Source organism: Streptomyces sp. Q6 (assembly GCF_036967205.1).
Classification (GTDB): Bacteria; Actinomycetota; Actinomycetes; order Streptomycetales; family Streptomycetaceae; genus Streptomyces; species Streptomyces citrinus.
In genome coordinates, this window is sequence record NZ_CP146022.1 from 1,440,959 (window position 1) to 1,459,693 (window position 18,735).

Annotated in this window: 15 protein-coding genes, 2 tRNA genes and 1 pseudogene; 4 read left to right on the forward strand and 14 right to left on the reverse strand. The window is 69.9% G+C overall.

The features are described from left to right. Positions 1 to 157: 157 nt before the first annotated feature. Positions 158 to 1,903 carry a hypothetical protein gene (locus V2W30_RS06810; RefSeq protein WP_338694472.1) on the forward strand — a complete coding sequence of 582 codons (1,746 nt, stop codon included), beginning with the start codon at positions 158 to 160 and terminating at the stop codon, positions 1,901 to 1,903. On the opposite strand, the gene V2W30_RS06815 is transcribed toward V2W30_RS06810, so the two are convergent. Then, a complete protein-coding gene (locus V2W30_RS06815) occupies positions 1,848 to 2,579 on the reverse strand; it encodes a hypothetical protein (protein ID WP_338694474.1) in 732 nt (243 codons plus the stop codon). The two genes, V2W30_RS06810 and V2W30_RS06815, sit on opposite strands and share 56 nt — an antisense overlap. Before the next feature lie 144 nt (positions 2,580 to 2,723). Between V2W30_RS06815 and V2W30_RS06820 the strand changes: the two genes are divergently transcribed. Then, positions 2,724 to 4,190 (forward strand): PLP-dependent aminotransferase family protein, encoded by a 1,467-nt coding sequence (locus tag V2W30_RS06820; protein WP_338694476.1) that lies wholly within the window; start codon positions 2,724 to 2,726, stop codon positions 4,188 to 4,190. A gap of 49 nt (positions 4,191 to 4,239) precedes the next feature. Here V2W30_RS06820 and V2W30_RS06825 read toward each other — a convergent pair whose 3' ends face one another. Beyond that, complete coding sequence (locus V2W30_RS06825) at positions 4,240 to 4,803, reverse strand: HIT domain-containing protein (RefSeq protein WP_338694478.1); 564 nt, start codon at positions 4,801 to 4,803, stop codon at positions 4,240 to 4,242. Between the two features lie 67 nt (positions 4,804 to 4,870). Between V2W30_RS06825 and V2W30_RS06830 the strand changes: the two genes are divergently transcribed. Next, entirely contained in the window at positions 4,871 to 5,575 is a 705-nt protein-coding gene (locus V2W30_RS06830) for a potassium channel family protein (RefSeq protein ID WP_338694479.1), read from the forward strand. Positions 5,576 to 5,580: 5 nt separating this feature from the next. Here V2W30_RS06830 and thrS read toward each other — a convergent pair whose 3' ends face one another. The 3 genes from thrS to V2W30_RS06845 form a co-directional block, all read right to left on the reverse strand. Next, on the reverse strand, positions 5,581 to 7,560 hold the full coding sequence (thrS, locus tag V2W30_RS06835; protein WP_338694481.1) for a threonine--tRNA ligase: 1,980 nt from the start codon (positions 7,558 to 7,560) through the stop codon (positions 5,581 to 5,583). Between the two features lie 157 nt (positions 7,561 to 7,717). Continuing rightward, positions 7,718 to 8,950 carry a hypothetical protein gene (locus tag V2W30_RS06840; protein ID WP_338694483.1) on the reverse strand — a complete coding sequence of 411 codons (1,233 nt, stop codon included), beginning with the start codon at positions 8,948 to 8,950 and terminating at the stop codon, positions 7,718 to 7,720. A 36-nt stretch (positions 8,951 to 8,986) separates the two neighbouring features. Then, on the reverse strand, positions 8,987 to 9,553 hold the full coding sequence (locus V2W30_RS06845; RefSeq protein ID WP_338694485.1) for a DUF4365 domain-containing protein: 567 nt from the start codon (positions 9,551 to 9,553) through the stop codon (positions 8,987 to 8,989). Positions 9,554 to 9,767: 214 nt separating this feature from the next. On the opposite strand from V2W30_RS06845, the gene V2W30_RS06850 reads away from it, so the two are divergent. Beyond that, the gene (locus tag V2W30_RS06850) at positions 9,768 to 10,493 is read left to right on the forward strand and encodes a 3'-5' exonuclease (RefSeq protein ID WP_338694486.1); all 726 of its coding nucleotides are present in this window, start codon (positions 9,768 to 9,770) and stop codon (positions 10,491 to 10,493) included. A gap of 79 nt (positions 10,494 to 10,572) precedes the next feature. On the opposite strand, the gene V2W30_RS06855 is transcribed toward V2W30_RS06850, so the two are convergent. From V2W30_RS06855 to V2W30_RS06895, 9 genes and pseudogenes are all read right to left on the reverse strand, one after another. Beyond that, positions 10,573 to 10,644: transfer RNA gene (locus V2W30_RS06855), tRNA-Val, on the reverse strand. Positions 10,645 to 10,683: 39 nt separating this feature from the next. Then, the gene (locus V2W30_RS06860) at positions 10,684 to 11,142 is read right to left on the reverse strand and encodes an SRPBCC family protein (protein ID WP_338694488.1); all 459 of its coding nucleotides are present in this window, start codon (positions 11,140 to 11,142) and stop codon (positions 10,684 to 10,686) included. A gap of 40 nt (positions 11,143 to 11,182) precedes the next feature. Next, on the reverse strand, positions 11,183 to 13,924 hold the full coding sequence (locus V2W30_RS06865) for a Tat pathway signal sequence domain protein (RefSeq protein WP_338694489.1): 2,742 nt from the start codon (positions 13,922 to 13,924) through the stop codon (positions 11,183 to 11,185). Between the two features lie 74 nt (positions 13,925 to 13,998). Next, a pseudogene (locus tag V2W30_RS06870) lies at positions 13,999 to 14,573 on the reverse strand (hypothetical protein). Next, positions 14,573 to 15,445, reverse strand: a complete 873-nt coding sequence (locus V2W30_RS06875; RefSeq protein WP_338694491.1) for a carbohydrate ABC transporter permease — start codon at positions 15,443 to 15,445, stop codon at positions 14,573 to 14,575. Before V2W30_RS06875 ends, V2W30_RS06870 begins: the two are co-directional and overlap by 1 nt. After that, on the reverse strand, positions 15,442 to 16,407 hold the full coding sequence (locus V2W30_RS06880; protein ID WP_338694493.1) for a sugar ABC transporter permease: 966 nt from the start codon (positions 16,405 to 16,407) through the stop codon (positions 15,442 to 15,444). The genes V2W30_RS06875 and V2W30_RS06880 overlap by 4 nt, the downstream gene beginning before the upstream one ends. A gap of 32 nt (positions 16,408 to 16,439) precedes the next feature. Next, positions 16,440 to 17,762, reverse strand: coding sequence for an ABC transporter substrate-binding protein (locus tag V2W30_RS06885; protein ID WP_338694495.1), 1,323 nt, complete (start codon positions 17,760 to 17,762; stop codon positions 16,440 to 16,442). Between the two features lie 212 nt (positions 17,763 to 17,974). Beyond that, a tRNA-Val gene (locus tag V2W30_RS06890) sits at positions 17,975 to 18,046 on the reverse strand. A gap of 75 nt (positions 18,047 to 18,121) precedes the next feature. Continuing rightward, a complete protein-coding gene (locus V2W30_RS06895) occupies positions 18,122 to 18,556 on the reverse strand; it encodes a TIGR02611 family protein (RefSeq protein ID WP_338694497.1) in 435 nt (144 codons plus the stop codon). Between the last annotated feature and the right edge of the window lie 179 nt (positions 18,557 to 18,735).

The following is an 18,735-nucleotide window of genomic DNA, read 5'->3' on the forward strand; positions in this document are numbered from 1 at the left end:
CCGTCCCTGGGGACGGGTGGTTTCGGCCGTCCCGGGACGGATGTCGGTGGGGGCGGATACGCTGGTCGACGATCAGCGGGATCAGGACGATGAACTGATCAACAGGTGTGCGGGGCAGGGAAGTCGGGAAAAGCCGCAGCAGCGATGACGTGTGGCGATGGGGGCGGCAGTGGCGGACGGATTCGATTTCAGTCCTGGGGCTCAGGTCCCGTTGCAGGGGTCCGCGGGACAGACCGCGGCGACGTTCGCCATCGCCTCGGCCGCCTATCGGGACGGCCCGGCCTCGAAGATCGAAGAGGCGAACAGCGAGTGGCACAAGTCCGAGATGAAGAAGGGGCTTTGGTCCCTTTTCTCCCCGGATTTCGGTGAGGCGTTCTCGCGGGCCGTGCAGGTGCGGATGCTGGGCGGGGGGCGCAACCCGCTCATCCAGTCGTTCGGCACGGAGCCCCAGGTCATCGTGGAGCACTGCCTCGCCGCCACGCGGATCCGCCGGCAGCGCGACGCGCTCCTGACGATCGTGACGACGGTGTTCGGCATCCTGTTCCTGCCCGGGTTCCTGCTCTGGCTGGTCGCGTTCCAGATCCGCCGGACGAACAACAACAAGGTGAGGGACGCCGAGAAGGACGTCAATGAAGCCGCGGGCAAGTCGTCCAAGGAGAAGCGCGAGGCGAAGAAGAAGGAGCGCGAGGCCCGCGGCCGGGCGGCCGTGACGACGGCGATCATGGCGATCATCGGCGTGGCCATCGTGATCCTGCTGATCCGCCTGCCGTTCACCGGCGTACTGGCCTGGTACCTGCGGGCCTCGTTCGTCGCGCCCGTCATCGGCGGACTCTGGGCGCGGCGGATCTGCGAGGGCACCGCGAAGGACCTGCGGGACCGGTGGGACGGACTGCTGTCCGGCGGCGGCATCGGCGCCAAGGTCCCGGAGGCCGTGCCCGGCAGCCCCGGCGAGACCGCCGCCGAGCAACTGCGCCAGGGCCTGGCCAAGTTGAGCGCGGAACAGCAGGCGAACTCGGTCTTCTACGCGGGGCCCAAGGGCATCCTGGGCATGGGCACGCGGTGGGGCAGCTGGCAGCTCGCGGAGGACCTCGTGCCGCGCGACGAGGGCGCGGAGATCCACCCGTTCCGCAGCTGGGACGTCATACGGGCGATCCACGACCAGCTCAAGCTCCTGGAGCGGGGCCCGCTGCACACGGGCGGCTTCCCGACGCCGTCGATCAAGCACTGGATCGTCGCCCCCATCGGGGAGAACGCGAAGAAGGTGGCGCGGCCGACCGGCGCGGACGTCGACACCTACCAGATCAGGCCGCACGAGATACAGCGGATCTGCAACGAACAGCAGTTCAGCGGGGGCAACCGGCACTACCTCGGCGTCCAGTTCACGCTCTGGGACGGCCAGTTGGTGATCACGATGCTCATCACGGTGACCGTGCTGCACGAGACGCTGCGCATCGAGGTCACCGGCCACGCGCTCGGCCCGGTGCACTCCCTGTTCACGTCGAAGCCGGAGCCGAAGACCAAGGAGGTCGCCAAGAGCATCCGCTTCTGGGAGACCACGGAGAAGACGCTCCCGCTGATCGAGTCCGACGAGGTCGTCCGCCTGGCGGTGCGCGCCCCCCTCACCTGGTACCCGCCGGTCCTCGACTACCTGGGCGGCAAGCTGGTCCTGCCGGAGCCGTTCGGCCTGCGGCACGCCTGGGCGGACAAGCCCTGGCGCCACCGCTTCATGGCGGACGACGCGCTGCGCACCGCGACGCCGGTGCTGCGCGTGGTCCACGCGTCGGCCCTGAGGGTCCTGGAGGACCACGGCGTGAACACGGAGAAGTTCGGCAACCGCTCCGGCGTGCTCAGCGGTCTCGTCCAGGACGCGTCACCGCGACAGGCGGACGTGTACGACGCGTAGCCCGGCCGGTGCGGTGAGCCACCCGCCCGCGCGCGGGTCCATCGCCCGGCACGGCGCCGCCGTCACCGCGCGCCCGGTACACGCACCGGGGCAGGCAGTACTGCGTGATCGTGCCCACGGTCAGGGCGTACAGGAGGGTGCCGAGGCCGACCGAGCCGCCCAGGAGCCAGCCCGCGGCCAGGACCGTGAGCTCGATGGCGGTGCGGATCAGGCGCAGGGAGCGGCCCGATGCCGCCGTGAGCCCGGTCATCAGGCCGTCGCGCGGTCCTGGCCCGCACCGGGCGCCCACGTAGACGGCGATCGAGACGCCGTTGAGGAGGATGCCGCCGAGCAGCAGGGCGACGCGCAGCGGCAGGCCGGGGTGCGCCGGAAGGAGCCACAGGCCGAGGTCGGACATCCAGCCCACCGTGAGGATGTTGGCGAACGTGCCGAACGTCGGGCGCTGGCGCAGCGGGATCCACAGCAGCAGCACACCCGCGCCGACCAGCGTGGTGAGCGTGCCGAAGCTGAGCGCGGCGTGATGGGCGAGGCCCTCGTTGAGGACGCTCCACGGGCTGAGACCGAGGCCCGCGCGGACCATCAGCCCGAGACTGAAGCCGTACAGGGCGAGGCCGAGAAGGAGCTGCGGAAGACGGCGGGCGGGGCGTTCGCGCAGCGGGACGTACGTGAGGATCACGAGATGCGGTCTCCAGAGGTCGGGCGGAACGAACGGCCCGCCGGGACAGGCGGCCCACCGGTCCGGTCGGCCGCCTTTGATGCCAATACGGCCACTCTGTAGATTGATCGGCCCGTACTACATGGCCAATCCGAGGAGAATGGTGTGGTCGACGCAGGCGGTCACCGCGACCGGACACCCCGCACCGTGGGCAGCAAGCAGCTCGCCGCGATGCTCCCCTCCCCCGCCCTGGCCCGTCCGGCGTACCGCCATCTCGCCCACGCCATCGGCGAGTTGATCCTCGACGGCCGTCTCGCCCTGCATGTCCGACTGCCCGCCGAGCGGGAGCTGGCCACCGCCCTCGGCACCAGCCGGACGACCGTGACGGCCCTGTACGACCTGCTGCGCCAGGACGGCTTCGCGCACAGCCGCCAGGGCTCCGGCACCTGGACCTCCCTGCCGCCGAGCCGCGCCACCAAGGGCGTCAGCCGGCTGCTCGGCCCCGCCGACACCGCGATCGACCTGGCCAGGGCGGCCCCCGCGCTGCCCCAGGAGGTCCTCGCCGACGCGCTCGCCGAGGTGGCCCCGCGGCTGGCCCTGCACTCCGCGAGCCCCGGCTACCACCCGTACGGGCTCCCGGAGTTGAGGTCGCTGCTCGCCGCCCGCTTCACCGCGCGGGGCCTCGCGACGACCCCCGAGCAGATCCTGGTGACGGCCGGCGCCCAGCACGCGCTGAACCTGGTCCTCGGCCTGCTCTCCGGGCCGGGCGACCGGATCATGGTCGAGAACCCGTCGTACCCGAACGCCCTGGAGGCGATGCGGCGGGCCCGGCTGCGCCCCGTGTCCGTACCGGTGACGGACGACGGCGGCTGGGACATCGAGATCATCGAGTCGACACTGCGCCGCTCCGTGCCCCGGCTCGCCCATCTGATCCCGGACTTCCACAATCCGACGGGCGGGGTGATGCCTCCGGCGGAGCGGGCCAGGACGCTGCGCGCCGTACAGCGTGCGGGCACCTGGCTGGTGGTCGACGAGACGCTCACCGAACTCGCCCTGGACGTCCCCGCCCCGGAGCCGTTCGCCGCGCACGGCGAGTCCGGGCGGGTCGTCACGCTCGGCTCGATGAGCAAGACGCACTGGGCGGGCCTGCGCATCGGCTGGCTGCGCGCACCGGCCCGGCTGGTCGAGGAGTTCGCGGCGCAGCGCGTGGCGACCGACATGGGCGGCTCGGTCGTGGACCAGCTCCTCGCGCTGACGCTCCTGACCGACACGGACCGGCTGCCGGCGGAGCGCCTCACCACCCTGCGGGAGGGTCGGGCCGCGCTCACCGAGGCGCTGACCCGCCACGTCCCGCACTGGTCCTGGCGGCTGCCGCCCGGCGGCCTCTCGCTCTGGGTCGACCTGGGCGGCCCGCACGCCTCGGAGCTGGCGGAACGCGGCCTGGAGCACGGCGTCCGCGTGGAAGGCGGCGGCTACTTCGCGACGGACCCCGGCCTGTTCGAGCACCGGCTGCGCCTGCCGTACACACTGCCCGCGCAGACGCTCACGGAGGCGGTCCAGCGGCTGGCCCGCGCCGAGAGCGGGGACGCCTCGACCCCGCCGTCGGCACGGCGCCGGCACTGGATCGCGTAGGCCGCGATCATCGGCGTACGCGCGCCGGAGCACACGTACCGACGACTCCTCAGGCGCTCGGCCACGCCTTCGCCAGGATCGTGCGGGTGTCGCCGAGGAGCTGCGGCAGCACCTTCGTGTGGCCGACGACCGGCATGAAGTTGGTGTCGCCGCCCCAGCGCGGGACGATGTGCTGGTGCAGGTGGGCGGCGATCCCGGCGCCGGCGACCGCACCCTGGTTCATGCCGATGTTGAAGCCGTGCGCCCCGGACGCGGACCGCAGCGCGGTCATCGCGCGCTTGGTGAACAGCGCGAGCTCGGCGGTCTCGGCCTCGTCGAGGTCGGTGTAGTCGGCGACGTGCCGGTACGGCAGCACCATCATGTGACCGCCGTTGTACGGGTACAGGTTCAGGATCGCGAAGACGTGCTCGCCGCGGGCCACGATCAGCGCGTCCTCGTCGGACTTGCCGGGAGCGGTGCAGAAGGGACAGCCGTCGTCGGCCCCGGGGCCCGTCGGTTTGCCCTCACCCTGGATATAGGCGATGCGGTGCGGGGTCCACAGACGCCCGAATCCGTCCGGCTCACCCACTGGACCGACCTGCTGCTCCGGCTCACTCGTCATGAAGTGCAGCATATGGCGTCACCTCGGCATGGCGTGTCGGCGGGTACCGGCCCAGGTCGGCTCGGGTGATGCTGTCGGGATGACCGACAGCCCCCTCGCCCGCTGGGAACGCCGCAACGGCACCGTTCTCGCGGTCGCCTCCCTGCTGTACCTCGCCGCGTACGCGATCAGAGTCCTCGCGAACGGGTTGCCCGGTGTCCTCCACGACCTGTGCCTCGCGGTGACGTTCGCGACGTGGGCCGTGTTCCTCGTGGACTACCTGGTCCGCCTGCGCCTGAGCCGTCAGCGCCCGCTGCGCTTCCTGCGCACCCACTGGCTGGACACCCTTGTCCTGATCCTGCCGCTGCTGCGCCCGGTCCGCGTCGTGCAGACCTACGAGCACGTGCAGCGCCGCCGCGACGAGCCGCGGCTGTCGCTGCACGCCCGGGTGATCGCGTACGCGAGCCTGTCCGCGGCTCTGCTCGGCTTCGCCGCCTCCCTCACGGTGTACGCGTACGAGCACGTGGCGCCCGGGGCGAGCATCCGTACGTACGGCGACTCGGTGTGGTGGGCCTGCACCACGCTGTCGACGGTCGGCTACGGGGACATGGCGCCGGTGACCCCGGTGGGACGGCTGGTGGCGGTGGGCCTGATGGGGTGCGGGCTGGCGCTGCTCGGCGCGGTGACCGGCTCGTTCTCGTCGTGGATGTTGCAAGTGTTCGCGCGGGAGGGCGAGAACCCCTACCCCCCGGAGGCCGACAGGCCCCCGGGGAACTCCCCGGGGGCCTGTGACCGTACGGACTGAACGGGTCAGACCTGCGACCGCTCCGCCACGACCTTCACGATCTTCGCGATGGCCTCGTCGACCGGGATGCCGTTCTCCTGCGAGCCGTCGCGGTAGCGGAAGGACACCGAACCCGCGTTCATGTCCTCGTCGCCCGCGATGACCATGAAGGGCACCTTGGCCTTCTGCTGGTTGCGGATCTTCTTCTGCATCCGGTCCGAGGACGCGTCGACCTCGACCCGCAGACCCTGGGCGCGCGCCTTCTCGGCGAACTCCTGGAGGTACGGGATGTGCGCGTCGCCGATCGGGATGCCGACGGCCTGGACCGGGGCCAGCCACGCCGGGAACGCGCCCGCGTAGTGCTCCAGGAGCACGCCGAAGAACCGCTCGATCGAGCCGAACAGGGCACGGTGCAGCATGACCGGCTGCTGGCGCGAGCCGTCCGCCGCGGTGTACTCCAGACCGAACCGCTTGGGCTGGTTGAAGTCGACCTGGAGGGTCGACATCTGCCAGGACCGGCCGATGGCGTCCTTGGCCTGGACGGAGATCTTCGGGCCGTAGTACGCGGCGCCGCCCGGGTCCGGAACCAGCGGCAGGTTCTGCTTCTCGGCGGCGAGACGCAGCGCCTCGGTGGCCTCGGCCCAGTCCTCGTCCGTGCCGATGAACTTGTCGGAGTCGTCGCGGGTGGACAGCTCCAGCTCGAACTCGGTCAGGCCGTAGTCGCGCAGCAGGTCGAGCACGAAGGTCAGGAGCGTGTCGAGCTCCTGCGGCATCTGCTCCTTGGTGCAGTAGATGTGCGAGTCGTCCTGGGTGAAGCCGCGCGAGCGGGTCAGGCCGTGCACGACACCGGACTTCTCGTACCGGTACACGGTGCCGAACTCGAAGAGCCGCAGGGGCAGCTCACGGTAGGAACGCCCGCGGGACTTGAAGATCAGGTTGTGCATCGGGCAGTTCATCGCCTTGAGGCGGTAGTTCTGCTCGTCGAACTGGATGGGCGGGAACATGCCCTCCGCGTAGTGCGGCAGGTGGCCCGAGGTCTCGAAGAGGTGCTCCTTCGAGATGTGCGGGGTGTTCACGAACTCGTAGCCGGAGACCTCGTGGCGGCGCCGCGAGTAGTCCTCCATGACCTTGCGGACCACGCCGCCCTTGGGGTGGAACACGGCGAGACCCGGGCCGAGCTCCTCCGGGAAGGAGAACAGGTCCAGCTCGGCGCCGAGCTTGCGGTGGTCGCGCTTCTCGGCCTCGACGAGGAAGTCGAGGTACGCCTTCAGCTCGTCCTTGGTCGGCCACGCGGTGCCGTAGATGCGCTGGAGCTGCGGGTTCTTCTCGCTGCCGCGCCAGTAGGCGGCGGCGGAGCGCATCAGCTTGAACGCCGGGATGTTCCGGGTGGTGGGCAGGTGCGGGCCTCGGCAGAGGTCCTTCCAGCACAGGTCGCCGGTCTTGGCGTCGAGGTTGTCGTAGATGGTCAGCTCGCCGCCGCCGACCTCGGCGTCGGCGCCGTCGGCGGCCTGCGCCGCGTTGCCCTTGAGGCCGATGAGCTCCAGCTTGTACGGCTCGTCGGCCAGCTCGACGCGCGCGGCGTCGTCGCTGGTCACGCGGCGCGAGAAGCGCTGCCCCCGCTTCTGGATCTCCTGCATCTTCTTCTCGATGCGCTTGATGTCCTCGGGGGTGAACGGCTCCTTGACGTCGAAGTCGTAGTAGAAGCCGTCCTTGATGGGCGGGCCGATGCCGAGCTTGGCGTCCGGGAACAGCTCCTGGACGGCCTGCGCCATCACGTGCGCGGTGGAGTGCCGCAGGATGTCGAGACCGTCCTCGGACGAGATCTCGACGGGCTCGACCTCCTCGCCGTCCTGGACGGCGTACGCGAGGTCCTTCAGCTCGCCGGCCACGCGGGCGGCGACGATGGTGCGCTCCCCGGCGAAGAGCTCGGCGGCCGTAGTGCCCGTCGCCACCACGCGTTCTTCCCGCTCGGAATCGCGTTGGATGATCACACGGACGTCAGACACCGGTCTTCTCCTACCTGAAGATGGAACGCCGCGCCATTACCTGTGACGCGCGCAAGTGCGATCGTACCGAGTCACGGGGACCGCTCGCGAAACGATTGTCGCGCAGCTCGCGCGGCCGGCCGCGGGCCGGGTCCCCCGGTCCCGGCGCCCGTGCCGGTCACAGCGGCGGCTGCTCCTCCCCCGCGCACGCCTCCTCGAAGAAGTCCAGGTTCTCCTGGAGCGACTTCATCAGGCGGTCCCGCTCGGCCTCCTCCACCTGGACGGGGACGACGCCGGACGCCCCGGTCAGCCGACGGAACCCGCCGCGGCTCTCCAGCCGCCCGTGCACCCGGATCGGCAGGCCGACGAGGTGCGCGTGCCCGGCGGTCCGGTACGCCTCCTCGTCCAGCGTCATGCGTACGTGGGGGATCTCGGCGCCGGCGATGACGTGCAGCCGCACCGTGCCCTCGCCGCGCGGTCCGCTGCGCCGCATCCGGACGACGGTGCCGGTGACGCGGACGGAGACAGCGGGCTCGGTGTGCCGGTAGCGGGCGCCGGCCTCGCGCAGCACGTCCAGGTCGCCGGGTGAGAACTCGACGGGCGCGTCCCCGTCGGTGCACTCCTCGGGCACGCCGGCGGCCGGTGCCCACGCGACGCCGATCCGGGCGCCCTCGGTGCCGCGCACCAACGCGACGAGCGCCTCGGTGAGTTCATGGCTGACGCCCGCCTCGACGGCGCCGTCGAACGCGTCCATGCCGCCCGTGGCCCGCCGGTAGTCGACGGCCTCGCGGACCGCGTACAGCGCCTGGTGCAGCCGGACGGCGAGCTCCCGGCCGCCCGCGACCGGGACGAACGCGGTGAGCCTGCGGCCGCCCGGCGCGGACTGGACGAGGACGTTCTCCAGGGCCGCGGCGGCGGGCCGCCGGAACCGGGCACCGTAGTACCCGGCGCGGCCGCGCGCGGCGAGCGCCCCGGCGAGCAGGACGCGCCGCGCGGCGGACCGCAGTTGTTCCTCCGCGGTCCAGGTCGAGGCGCCGGTGGGACCGGCCGGTACGTCCCGCCACCACCGGATCTCGTCGCTGGGCACGGCGAGCGAGACGAGCACCTCGCGCGCGGAGGCGGTGCCGCTGCGTTCGAGTGCGGTCAGCGCCTCGCCGAGCAGTTCCTCGCTGTCCGGAAAGGCCCGGCTCTCCGGCACGAGCAGGCTCGTCCGCGCGCCGGGTCCCGGCAGGATCCAGCGGGCGTACCGGCCGGCGGCGCCGCCGCGGCGCTCCCAGCCGTGCCGGTCGAGCAGGGCGCTCAGGACGGCCGGGTCGACCTGTCCGGGGTCGGGTCCCTCGAGGTCGACGGGGTGGGCGCGGGCCACGCCGAACGGGCGTCCGGGCTCACCGACGGGGCGGTGCTGCTGCATCACGTAACTCCCTTCCGGGCCCGCCGGATCGACGGGTCAGGGCCGCCCGCCCGTCCCGACGCGGGTCATGATCTCGCACAGTGCGCGGTCGTCGAAGATCCGCGAGGTCGGGATGCGCACGGTGGTCCTGCGCCGGCCGGTGACCGGGACTCCGGCGAGGTTGGTCCAGTAACAGCAGTGCCGCAGGTCGAGCCGGTCGTGACTGGCGCGCAGCCAGTCGTCCTGGGAGCGCGGCACGAGCATCACGACAAGGATCTTGTGCACCGAGACCGGGGACCGGGCGAGCTTCTCCAGGTGGGGGTTGTCGAGCGTGAAGGAGAAGAAGGGGCCCGGCGGGTTCGGCGGTATCTGATAGGTCGCCTTCAACTGCACCTTGATGGTGACCTCGTCGTCGACCGTGTGCCCGGGGGCGCTGTGGCTGACGTGCCAGTCGATGCCGTTGTCGGGAAAGGGCTGCGAGAGCGAGCAGCCGGCGGCGGCGGCCACGGCGTGCAGATAGGCCACCTGCAAGGTCTCCATGCAGGCGGTGGTGGCGAGTGTGCCGCGCGACGGTGCGAACCGCTCGGGCAGCAGCCCGCCCTGTTCGGGCTGCGCGAGCGCCATGGTGCAACTGGCCTTTCGGAACGGTGAATCCCCGCGGAGATCAAGATTTTGATCAACCCCGAGTCAATGGCGCCCCGCTGAACTGCCATGACTCGTACCTGTGTTGTCACCGCTCGGCGTACGACGCAAACGGCCCGGGTATCACGGAAACGGGGCGGGACACAAGGGCTGATGGGCCGTCATCCGCCGTGCGTGAACGAGGAGTTGCATTGACATGACGTGCTGGTACGAGGGCCCCCTGGCCGCCTTCGACACAGAGACCACGGGCGTGGACGTGGAGAACGACCGCATCGTCTCGGCGGCGATCGTGGTGCAGGACGCCACGGGCACCCGCCCCCGGGTGACACGCTGGCTGGTGAACCCGGGGGTGCCGGTACCGGCCGGAGCCACGGAGATCCACGGGCTCACCGACGAACATCTTCAGCGCAACGGCCGCTGGCCCGCGCCCGTCATGGAGGAGATAGGCCGCGAGCTCGCGGAGCAGGCGGCGGCGGGACGCCCCCTGGTCGTGATGAACGCTCCCTTCGATCTGACGCTCCTGGACCGCGAGTTGAAGCGCCACCGCAACTCGTCGCTGGCGCGCTATCTGGAGACCTCGCCGTTGAACGTCCTCGACCCGCGGGTCCTGGACAAGCACCTGGACCGCTATCGCAAGGGCCGGCGCACCCTGACGGATCTGTGCGCGCACTACGAGGTGGAGCTGGCGGGCGCGCACGACGCGGGCGCGGACGCGCAGGCGTCCCTCGACGTGGTCCGGGCGATCGGCCGCCGCTTCGCGACGCGTCTGGAGCGCCTCGCGCCGGCGGAGCTGCACACGCTCCAGGCGGTCTGGCACGCGGCGCAGGCCCGCGGCCTCCAGGCCTGGTTCGCCCGCAGCGGCACTCCGGAAACAGTGGATCAGTCATGGCCGCTGCGCCCGGAACTCCCGGCGGCCGCCTGATCGTTGCGACGCCGGGGGGCAGTGCGGGCGGAAACGAAAAAACGGCCCGCCATGTCTGGCGGACCGGTCATTCTCCGGGTGGGCGATACTGGGTTCGAACCAGTGACCTCTTCGGTGTGAACGAAGCGCTCTCCCACTGAGCTAATCGCCCGGGAACGGGTTGAACAATACAGGTCGTGGCGCCCTGTGTTCAAACCGGTTGCAGGGAGGCCGCGAGGCCGCGCCGTCCGCCGCGCATCATCCACGCGTGGTTGGCGAGGAACACCGGCCGACCGGGCACGGCGAAGCGCCGCATCAGGGCCTTGCGCACCTCGACCTCCTGGTCGTAGACGGCGCGCGTGCCGCCGCCCGGGACGGGCCGCAGGGTCCAGCGCGCCCAGCCGTCGAGATCCCCGCTCATCTCGACCTCCAGGATCCCGGCGGCCGGGTCGCGGCGCTTCTCGCGTGCCGTGACCGTGAGCTCGTACGGCAGGAAGGACCGGAAGACGGCGACGCCGCTGGTGTCGTCCAGCGGCGTCACCGCGCGTACCTGCGGCCACCACGCCGGGTACTCCTCCGCCCGTTCGAGGACGGCGAAGACCGCGGCGGGCGGTGCGGGCAGGTCCCAGACGCTACGGAACCGGTAGTGACTCCAGGCACTGAGGTCCATGGGCCGAGTCTGCCCGCGGAACATGACGTTCAGGTGGACGTCACGGCATCTTGTCGCCGACGAGTGCCAGGTTCTCGATGGCGGCGAGTCCGTACAGGGCCGTGTCGTTGGTGTAGACCCAGTTCGCCTCGGTGCCCGCGACGAGCGTGACCGGGCCGCTGACCTTCTCCGTCTTCCACGGCGAGGACTCGGTGTAGCCGTCGCTCTTGTAGAACTTCGCCCAGGCGCGCGCCGCCAGCTTGTCGTCGCCGGTGCGCACCGCCGCGTACGCGTCGAGACGCGAGTGGCCCTGGAAGAGGAGCAGGGTGCCGAAGTTGGAGCCGTAGCGTGCCGCCTGCTCCGCCTTGGTGGCGTTGAAGTAGCGGCAGTAGTCGTAGTACGCCTCCTCGAACTTCGGCATGTCGACGATGTCGATGAGTTCGGCGCACAGTTCGTTCAGGCCGAAGACGGCCGACAGGTGGGAGACGCCGACGACCGGTTCCGTGGCGATGGCGAACTTGCCGGTGTCGAGGTCGTAGAGCCCGCTGCCCTGCACGAATCCGTTGGGCTGCGCGGCGATGGTCTCCATGGTCGACAGGACCCGGGCCTTCGCCTTCTCCCACTTGGGTCCGCGCCGCTCCCACTCGGTGAGCCACGCGGAGACGAGCCCGCTCCAGTCGGTGCCGAAGCCGATCGACAGGGCGTTGCGGTCCGGGGTGTACGGCTCGGTGCGGATCTTGCGCAGCGGGTCGAGCACGAGGAACGTCTCGTCGGAGTCGACGTTGGCGTGCATGAGGTCGCCGACGCGCTCGTCACCGGTGAGGAAGTAGTAGTAGCGGCGGTACGTGGTGTTCGCGATGCGCTGCTGCTTGGCGGAGTCCGCGTAGTGCTGGACGCCGTGCCGGGTGCCGAGCCCGGCCCACTTGCCGAGGTGGTAGACGTCGACCTCGCCGGTGTGCCGGGTCATGGCCTCGGCGAACCGGAAGATGTCGGAGCGGCCCGAGCGCAGGTAGGCCATCCACAGCCAGATGTCGGGCGACAGCTCCGAGTTGTCCCAGGCGTAGCCTCCGACGTCGTAGCGCCACTGGTGGCGTGCCGGGTCGTAGGAGTGCATGACGTCGCCGTAGTCCCAGAAGCCGTACCAACGCCGCATCTCCACCTGGTCCTTGTAATAGGTGAAGAGGAAGTCGAGGTGGTCCTCGATCTTGGCCTTGGCGGGGGTGGAGCGGTCCGGCTCGGAGTACAGGCCGGGGCCGAAGACGCCGGCCTTGATGAGCTGCTTGGGCGGCGCGGTCAGCTGCGGGGCCACGCGCACGGCCTCGACCTGCTGGGCGAGCGTCTCGGGCTTCGGCGTCGAGCCGTTGGCCCAGAACATCAGCTCGCTGGTGCGGGCGATGCCGTACGGGGTGCCGAACTCGGGCTCGTAGTCCTCGTAGGTGATCTGGATGCCCTCGGCCTGCTCCGGGTACGTGTCCTGGCCCAGGCCGTCGTGGTAGAAGCGCAGGTCCATGGGTTGCGCCTCGGGCGACCAGAGCCAGAGGGTGACCTCGGCCTCGTCGGTGTGGGCGCCGCGGATGTCGAGGCCGGTGGGGTGCTTCTCCCAGAAGTCGCGCAGGCCGAAGGAGAATCCGCCGCTCGGTCCGCCGAGGTAGCCGAAGCCGCTGGCGCGCTTGCCGCCGCCCGCGGCGATCCATCCGTGCCCGGCCTTCGTGCGCTTGCGCAGCGTGAAGCCGTCAGCGGAGAGCTGGGAGAGGGTGTAGTCGCCCCACTCGGGGATGTACTGGAGGCGGGTCGTGACGCGCTGGTCCCAGGTGGAGGGGTCGGCGAGCTTCTCGCCCGCGAACTGCGCGGCCTGTACGGACGCGCCGGGGTCGCGGCGCAGACCGGTGATGCCCTTGACGGCCTCCCGGATCATGCCGGTGTCCTCGCCGCCGATGCGGACGTGACGGTCGTACGAGGCGTCGCGCATCGGCACGGTGAAGCGCACGCCGAGGCCGCGGATGAAGTCGCCGGACGCCTTGCCGGGGTCCTGGGTGCCGTCATAGGTGATGGTGTGCACCATGCGGAAGGAGTCGGCACCGGCGTAGAAGTAGAACCGGATGGAGAAGGGGAGCCAGCTGCGGTTGCCCTTGCGGTGCTTGCCGTCGATCTTGACGACGGCGCGGACCGGGCCGTCCTGCTCGACGGTGGTCTCCTCGATGACGGACTCGAAGCGTTCCGTCTTGACGGTGCCCTGCTCGTCGTCCTCGATCTCGGCCTGCCGCAGCAGCACGAGCCGCCCGTCCTTGGCGATCTCGGTGGAGCCCCGGGTGACGCTCTTGACCAGGCTCGATCCGCTCTTGCCGAGCTTGGTGACGACGACACCGGTGTCGACGGTGACGACACCACCGCTGGTGGAGACGCTGACCTTCTTCTGGGGCGCGGCGGCGTTCCCGGCGGCCAAGGTGAGCTTGCCGTCGCCCGCGCCGGGTCCGACCGCGTGCGCGGTCCACTTCAGCGAGCCGTCGGGCCACTGGGCCAGCGGCCAGGTCTGCACGGGGACCTGCTTGCCGTCGGCGTCCGTGAGGGCGAACTCCTGGCCCTTGTCGTACGCGCCCTTCGGCCAGGGCACGCCGACGGTGGAGCCGGGGGCGGCGCCGAGGCCGCCGTCCTCCAGCCAGCTCAGGGTGACGGGCGTGGCCTCGGCGGTGTCGGCGCCGGTCGCGGCCTGCGCGTTCTTGCTGCCGAGGGCCCAGCTGAACTGGGCGGCGGCGCCGGCGACCGCGGCGGCCTTGAGGAGGGATCTGCGAGGAATGGGGGACATCGTTGTTCCTTTCCGTGCATGCCAAACGTGCTGTACGAGAAGGGGATCGGGGGAAGTCGAGGTGGTGCGGGGCCTCAGCGGGCCCGGCCGCGTTCCTCCACGGCGACGGCCGCGGCGGCGAGGACGCCGAGGACCGGGACCGCGAGCGGCGTCAGGAATTCGGCGGTGAGCGCCACGAGCGCGAGCCCGCACACGAGCAGCAGCGACCCGGCGGGGGCGCGGACGGTGCGCAGGGCGGCGGCGGTGAGCAGCGCCCGCCAGGAGGCGCCGGGGTCCACACGGTGGCGGCCCGCAGGACGGCGACGGCGGCCGCGAGCAGTGTGAGCAGGCCGATGGCCGCCGCGAGCTGACCGCCGGGCAGTCCGGCGCGGGCCACCCGGACGTCGATCAGGACGGCGACGAACCCGGCGAGTCCGCCGGTGCCGACCAGCCAGCCGCGGCGCGCCGCGAGCCGGAAGTCCGCGAAGCACTCGCGCCAGCCACCGCTCTGCCCGCGGAGGTGCCGGCGCAGGTGCCGGGCCCCGGCCGCGAAGGCGGCCGGAGCGGTGACGACGGGCACGGACAGGACGGCGATCCACACCCCGGTCAGCAGGCATTCGGCGAAGACGCCGAACCCGACCCGTCGTCGCGACTCCACCGGGGCGCTCATCACTTGAGCCCCGAGGTGGCCATGCCGTCGATCAGGTAGCGCTGGAACGCCATGAAGAACGCGACGACCGGGATGAGCGCGACCATCGCCATGGCGATCTGGCCGCCGTAGTCGGAGATGCCCTGCTGGTCGCGGAACATCATCAGGCCGAGCGAGACGGTGTACTTGGAGGGCTCGTTGAGGTAGATCAGCGGTCCCATGAAGTCGTTCCAGGCGTTGATGAACGTGAAGATGGCGCTGGTGATGAGGGCGGGCCGGCTCAGCGGCAGCACGATCGACCAGTAGGTGCGCAGGTGTCCGCACCCGTCGAGCTTGGCGGCCTCGTCGAGCTCGCGGGGCAGTCCGCGCATGAACTGCACCATCAGGAAGACGAAGAACGCCTCCGTGGCCAGGAACTTGCCGGCGAGCAGCGGCACGTACGTGTTGATGAGGTCCAGCTTCTGGAACATCACGTACTGCGGGATGAGCAGTACGTGGTACGGCAGCAGCAGGGTGCCGATCATCATCGCGAAGAAGAACTTGCGGCCCTTGAAGGGGATCTTCGAGAAGGCGTACGCGGTCAGCGAGCTGGAGATGACGACGCCGACCACGGCCATGCCCGCGTAGAACAGCGAGTTGAGGAAGAACGAGCTGATGGAGATGCCCGCGATGCCGTCGCCCAGGCCCTTGATGTTGTCCATGATGGGCGAGGTCGGGAAGAGCTGGGCCGAGCCGACGATCGTCTTGCCGGGCTTGAAGGCGGCGCCGATCACCCAGACGACGGGGTAGAGGACGACGCAGAGCACGGCGATCGCGAACACGTGCCAGACGATCGATCCGGTGCGCTTGCGCGGGTCGGCGCTCTGGCTGACTTGCGGGGTCACGGTGGTCACTTGACGTCCTCCTCGTAGTGCACCCACTTCTTCTGGGACCAGAAAAGGACGGCGGTGACGAGGGCCACGGCGAGCAGCAGCATCCAGGCCATCGCGGAGGCGAAGCCCATCTGCGACTGCTGGAAGCCCTTCTGGTACAGGTAGCAGGTGTAGACGAGCGTGGCGTCGGCCGGTCCGCAGAAGGTGTTGGAGACGACGTACGCCGAGCCGAAGATCTGGAACGAGTGGATCGATTCCAGCAGGACGTTGAAGAAGAGCACCGGCGAGATCATCGGCAGGGTGATGTTCCAGAAGCGGCGCAGCGGTCCCGCGCCGTCTACCGCGGCGGCCTCGTACAGCTCCTTCGGGACCTGCTTGAGGCCCGCGAGGAAGATGACCATCGGGGCGCCGAACTGCCAGACGGTGAGCGCCACGAGGGAGTAGAGGATCAGGTCGGGGTCGCCGATCCAGCCCCCCAGGTTCAGGCCCAGGGCGCCGAGTCCCTTGTCGACGACGGCGTTGTCCGAGAAGATCGCCCGCCAGACGAAGCCGACCGAGACGCTGGCGCCGATCAGCGACGGCGCGTAGAAGGCGGCCCGGTACAGGCCCTGGCCGCGGCGGCTCTGGTTGAGCAGCAGGGCGACGGCGAGCGCGAGGGCGAGCTTCAGCGGTGTGCCGATGACCACGTACTTCAGCGTGACCTGCACCGACTTCTGCCAGCGCGGGTCGTCGAACATGGCCGTGAAGTTGTCGAAACCGACCCACTGCGGCGGCGCGAACAGGTTGTAGTTCGTGAACGCGTAGTAGAGCGACGCGATCATCGGCCCTGCCGTGAGCAGCAGGAACCCTGCCAGCCAGGGTGACATGAACAGATAGCCGGCAAGGTTGTCGCGCCTGCCCCGTCGCCGGTGGGCGACGGGGCGGACGGACGTGTTCTTGTCGGCCAAGGAAGTGGCGCCGGTGGCGTCCTTGACGAGCGACATGGTGCTGTTTCCCCTCGGAAACGTCGGGGGCGTCAGCCCTGGAAGGCTGCCTCGGCCTCACTGAAGAACTGCTTCACGGCGGCCGGTACCTTCTGCTTCGCGTTCGCGACGTCGCCGGCGATGCGCAGGAACGCGGCCTCGACGACGTCCGCACCGGACGGGTGCGGCGTGATCTTGCCGAGGACCCCGGCCTTGTCGACCGCGGTCTCGTAGGCGGCGATGCCCTCGTTGGCCTCGGCGACGGCCTTGTCGGCCTCCTCGCCCGGCTTGTAGGCGTCGAACTGGTCGGTGGTGGCGAGCACCCCCATGTCGTAGCCCAGGATCTTGCCGACCTCGGGGTCGTGGACCATGAAGTCGATGAACTTGGCGGCCTGCGCCTGGGCCTTGCACTTGGTGGAGATCGACAGCATCAGCGAGCCGAGGTACTGGCCGGTGTCCTTGCCGTCGGTGGTGGGGATCGGCGCGAGCCCGTAGTCCGAGTCGCCCTCACCCTCGTAGCGCACCGAGAAGTTGTCCCAGGTGAACTCGCCGGCGGCGAGCCCGGCGGAGAGCCCGGACTTCGGCTTGACCTGCTCGATCTTCTTGGGGTCGGCGACGATCCCGGACTTCACGCGCTTGTAGTAGTCGGACCACCACTGCGTCAGGTCGTCCTCGGTGAAACCGAGTTTGCCGTCCTTGAAGAACGCCTTTCCGTTCTGACGGAGATACAGGTCGTACAGGTACATGATCCCGGCGTAGCCCGTGTCACCGGAGATCTTGAGCTTGTCCTGGATGGTCTGGAGCGTCTTGAAGTACTCGTCCCAGGTCCAGCCGAACTTGGGCTCGACGCCCGCCTTCGCGAAGGCCTTCTTGTCGATGACGAGCGACATGGTGTTGGCGCCGACCGGCACCGCGACCTGCTTGCCGCCGGTGACCTGACCCGCGGACTCGACGCCGCCCCGGAAGTTCTTGAGGCTCAGATTTCCCGCGTCTATCTGGGACTTGAGGTCGAGCAGCACACCCCGCTTGTCGTACTTCGCAAGAAATGCAACGGAGTTGAGGAATACGTCCGGCGGATTGCCTCCGGAGGCCTGCGTCTGGAACTTCTCCCAGAACGCCTGGTAGTCGGTGAATTCGGGCTTGATCTTGATCTTCGGGTTCTTCTTCTCGAAGAGGGCGATCGCCTTCTTGATCTTCACGGCGCGCGGTTCGCCGCCCCACCAGGCGAACCGGAGCGTCGCCGGACCGTCCGCGTTCGTCCCGCCCGAACCTCCGTCGTCGCCGCCACAGCCGGCTGCTGCCAGACCGACCGTCGCGAGCGACGCCCCCGTGACCTTCAGCAGGCCACGCCGGTCAAGATCCCTGTTCGTAGGCACAGTTCGCCCCTCCACCTGCGCATTGAATCGTTTTAGGAAAGCGCTTGCCGGGCCAAGGTAGAGACGGGGCGGGGGCGCGTCAACGGTTCGGGCAAGAATTGGGTCGAAGCGCTTCGAACCCGCAGGTCAGAGCAGTGATTGAACCGTTACACAGGAACCGGGAACGCCGAAGGCCCCGGAGACGTGGTGTCTCCGGGGCCTTCGGTTCCGGGTGGGCGATACTGGGTTCGAACCAGTGACCTCTTCGGTGTGAACGAAGCGCTCTCCCACTGAGCTAATCGCCCGGGCGCAGAAAGAACATTACCCCATGTCAGCGGGTGCCTGGGACCATCCCGCGGACCCTCCCGCGCCGCCCCGGATCACTCCTTGATGTTCCACGGCATCTCGAGCCCGAACTTCCAGACGTAGATCCCCACGAGCACCGCGATGATCACCAGGCCGATCGTCGTCAGGATGATGTTCCGGCGCCGCACCTTCGGATCGAGGGCGCGCTGCGTGGCCTCCGTGACCTTGCGTTTCGTCCAGCGCAGCACCAGCTGCGCCCAGACGAACTCGGTCGCCCAGATCGCCATGCCCCCGAAGATCACCAGCCAGCCCGGCCCCGGCAGCGGCAGCATGACCACGCCCGCGCCGACGACCGCGAGCCCCACGACGAAGACGCCCACCTGCCAGCTCAGGTGCAGGGCCCTGCGGGCCTGGACGAACTCCGGCGCTCGCGAGCCCAGCGGCTTCTCGGTCTTCCCGTCGTCCGCGTCGGCGACCGCGTCGGCCGCCCCGTCACTCCCCGTATTCATACAGCCAAACCTACCCGAACGATTCGCGTCACCGGAATGGCCGTTCCCCGTCAAGAAAGACTCCGCCGTACGAGCTACCTAAAGACGCCCAAAACCCTCAGAGGGGTTTACAACGGCACCGTAGGTGGCATGTCGATTTCGCCGACGTGCGAATCCCCGAGCGCACACTGAGCGAAAGG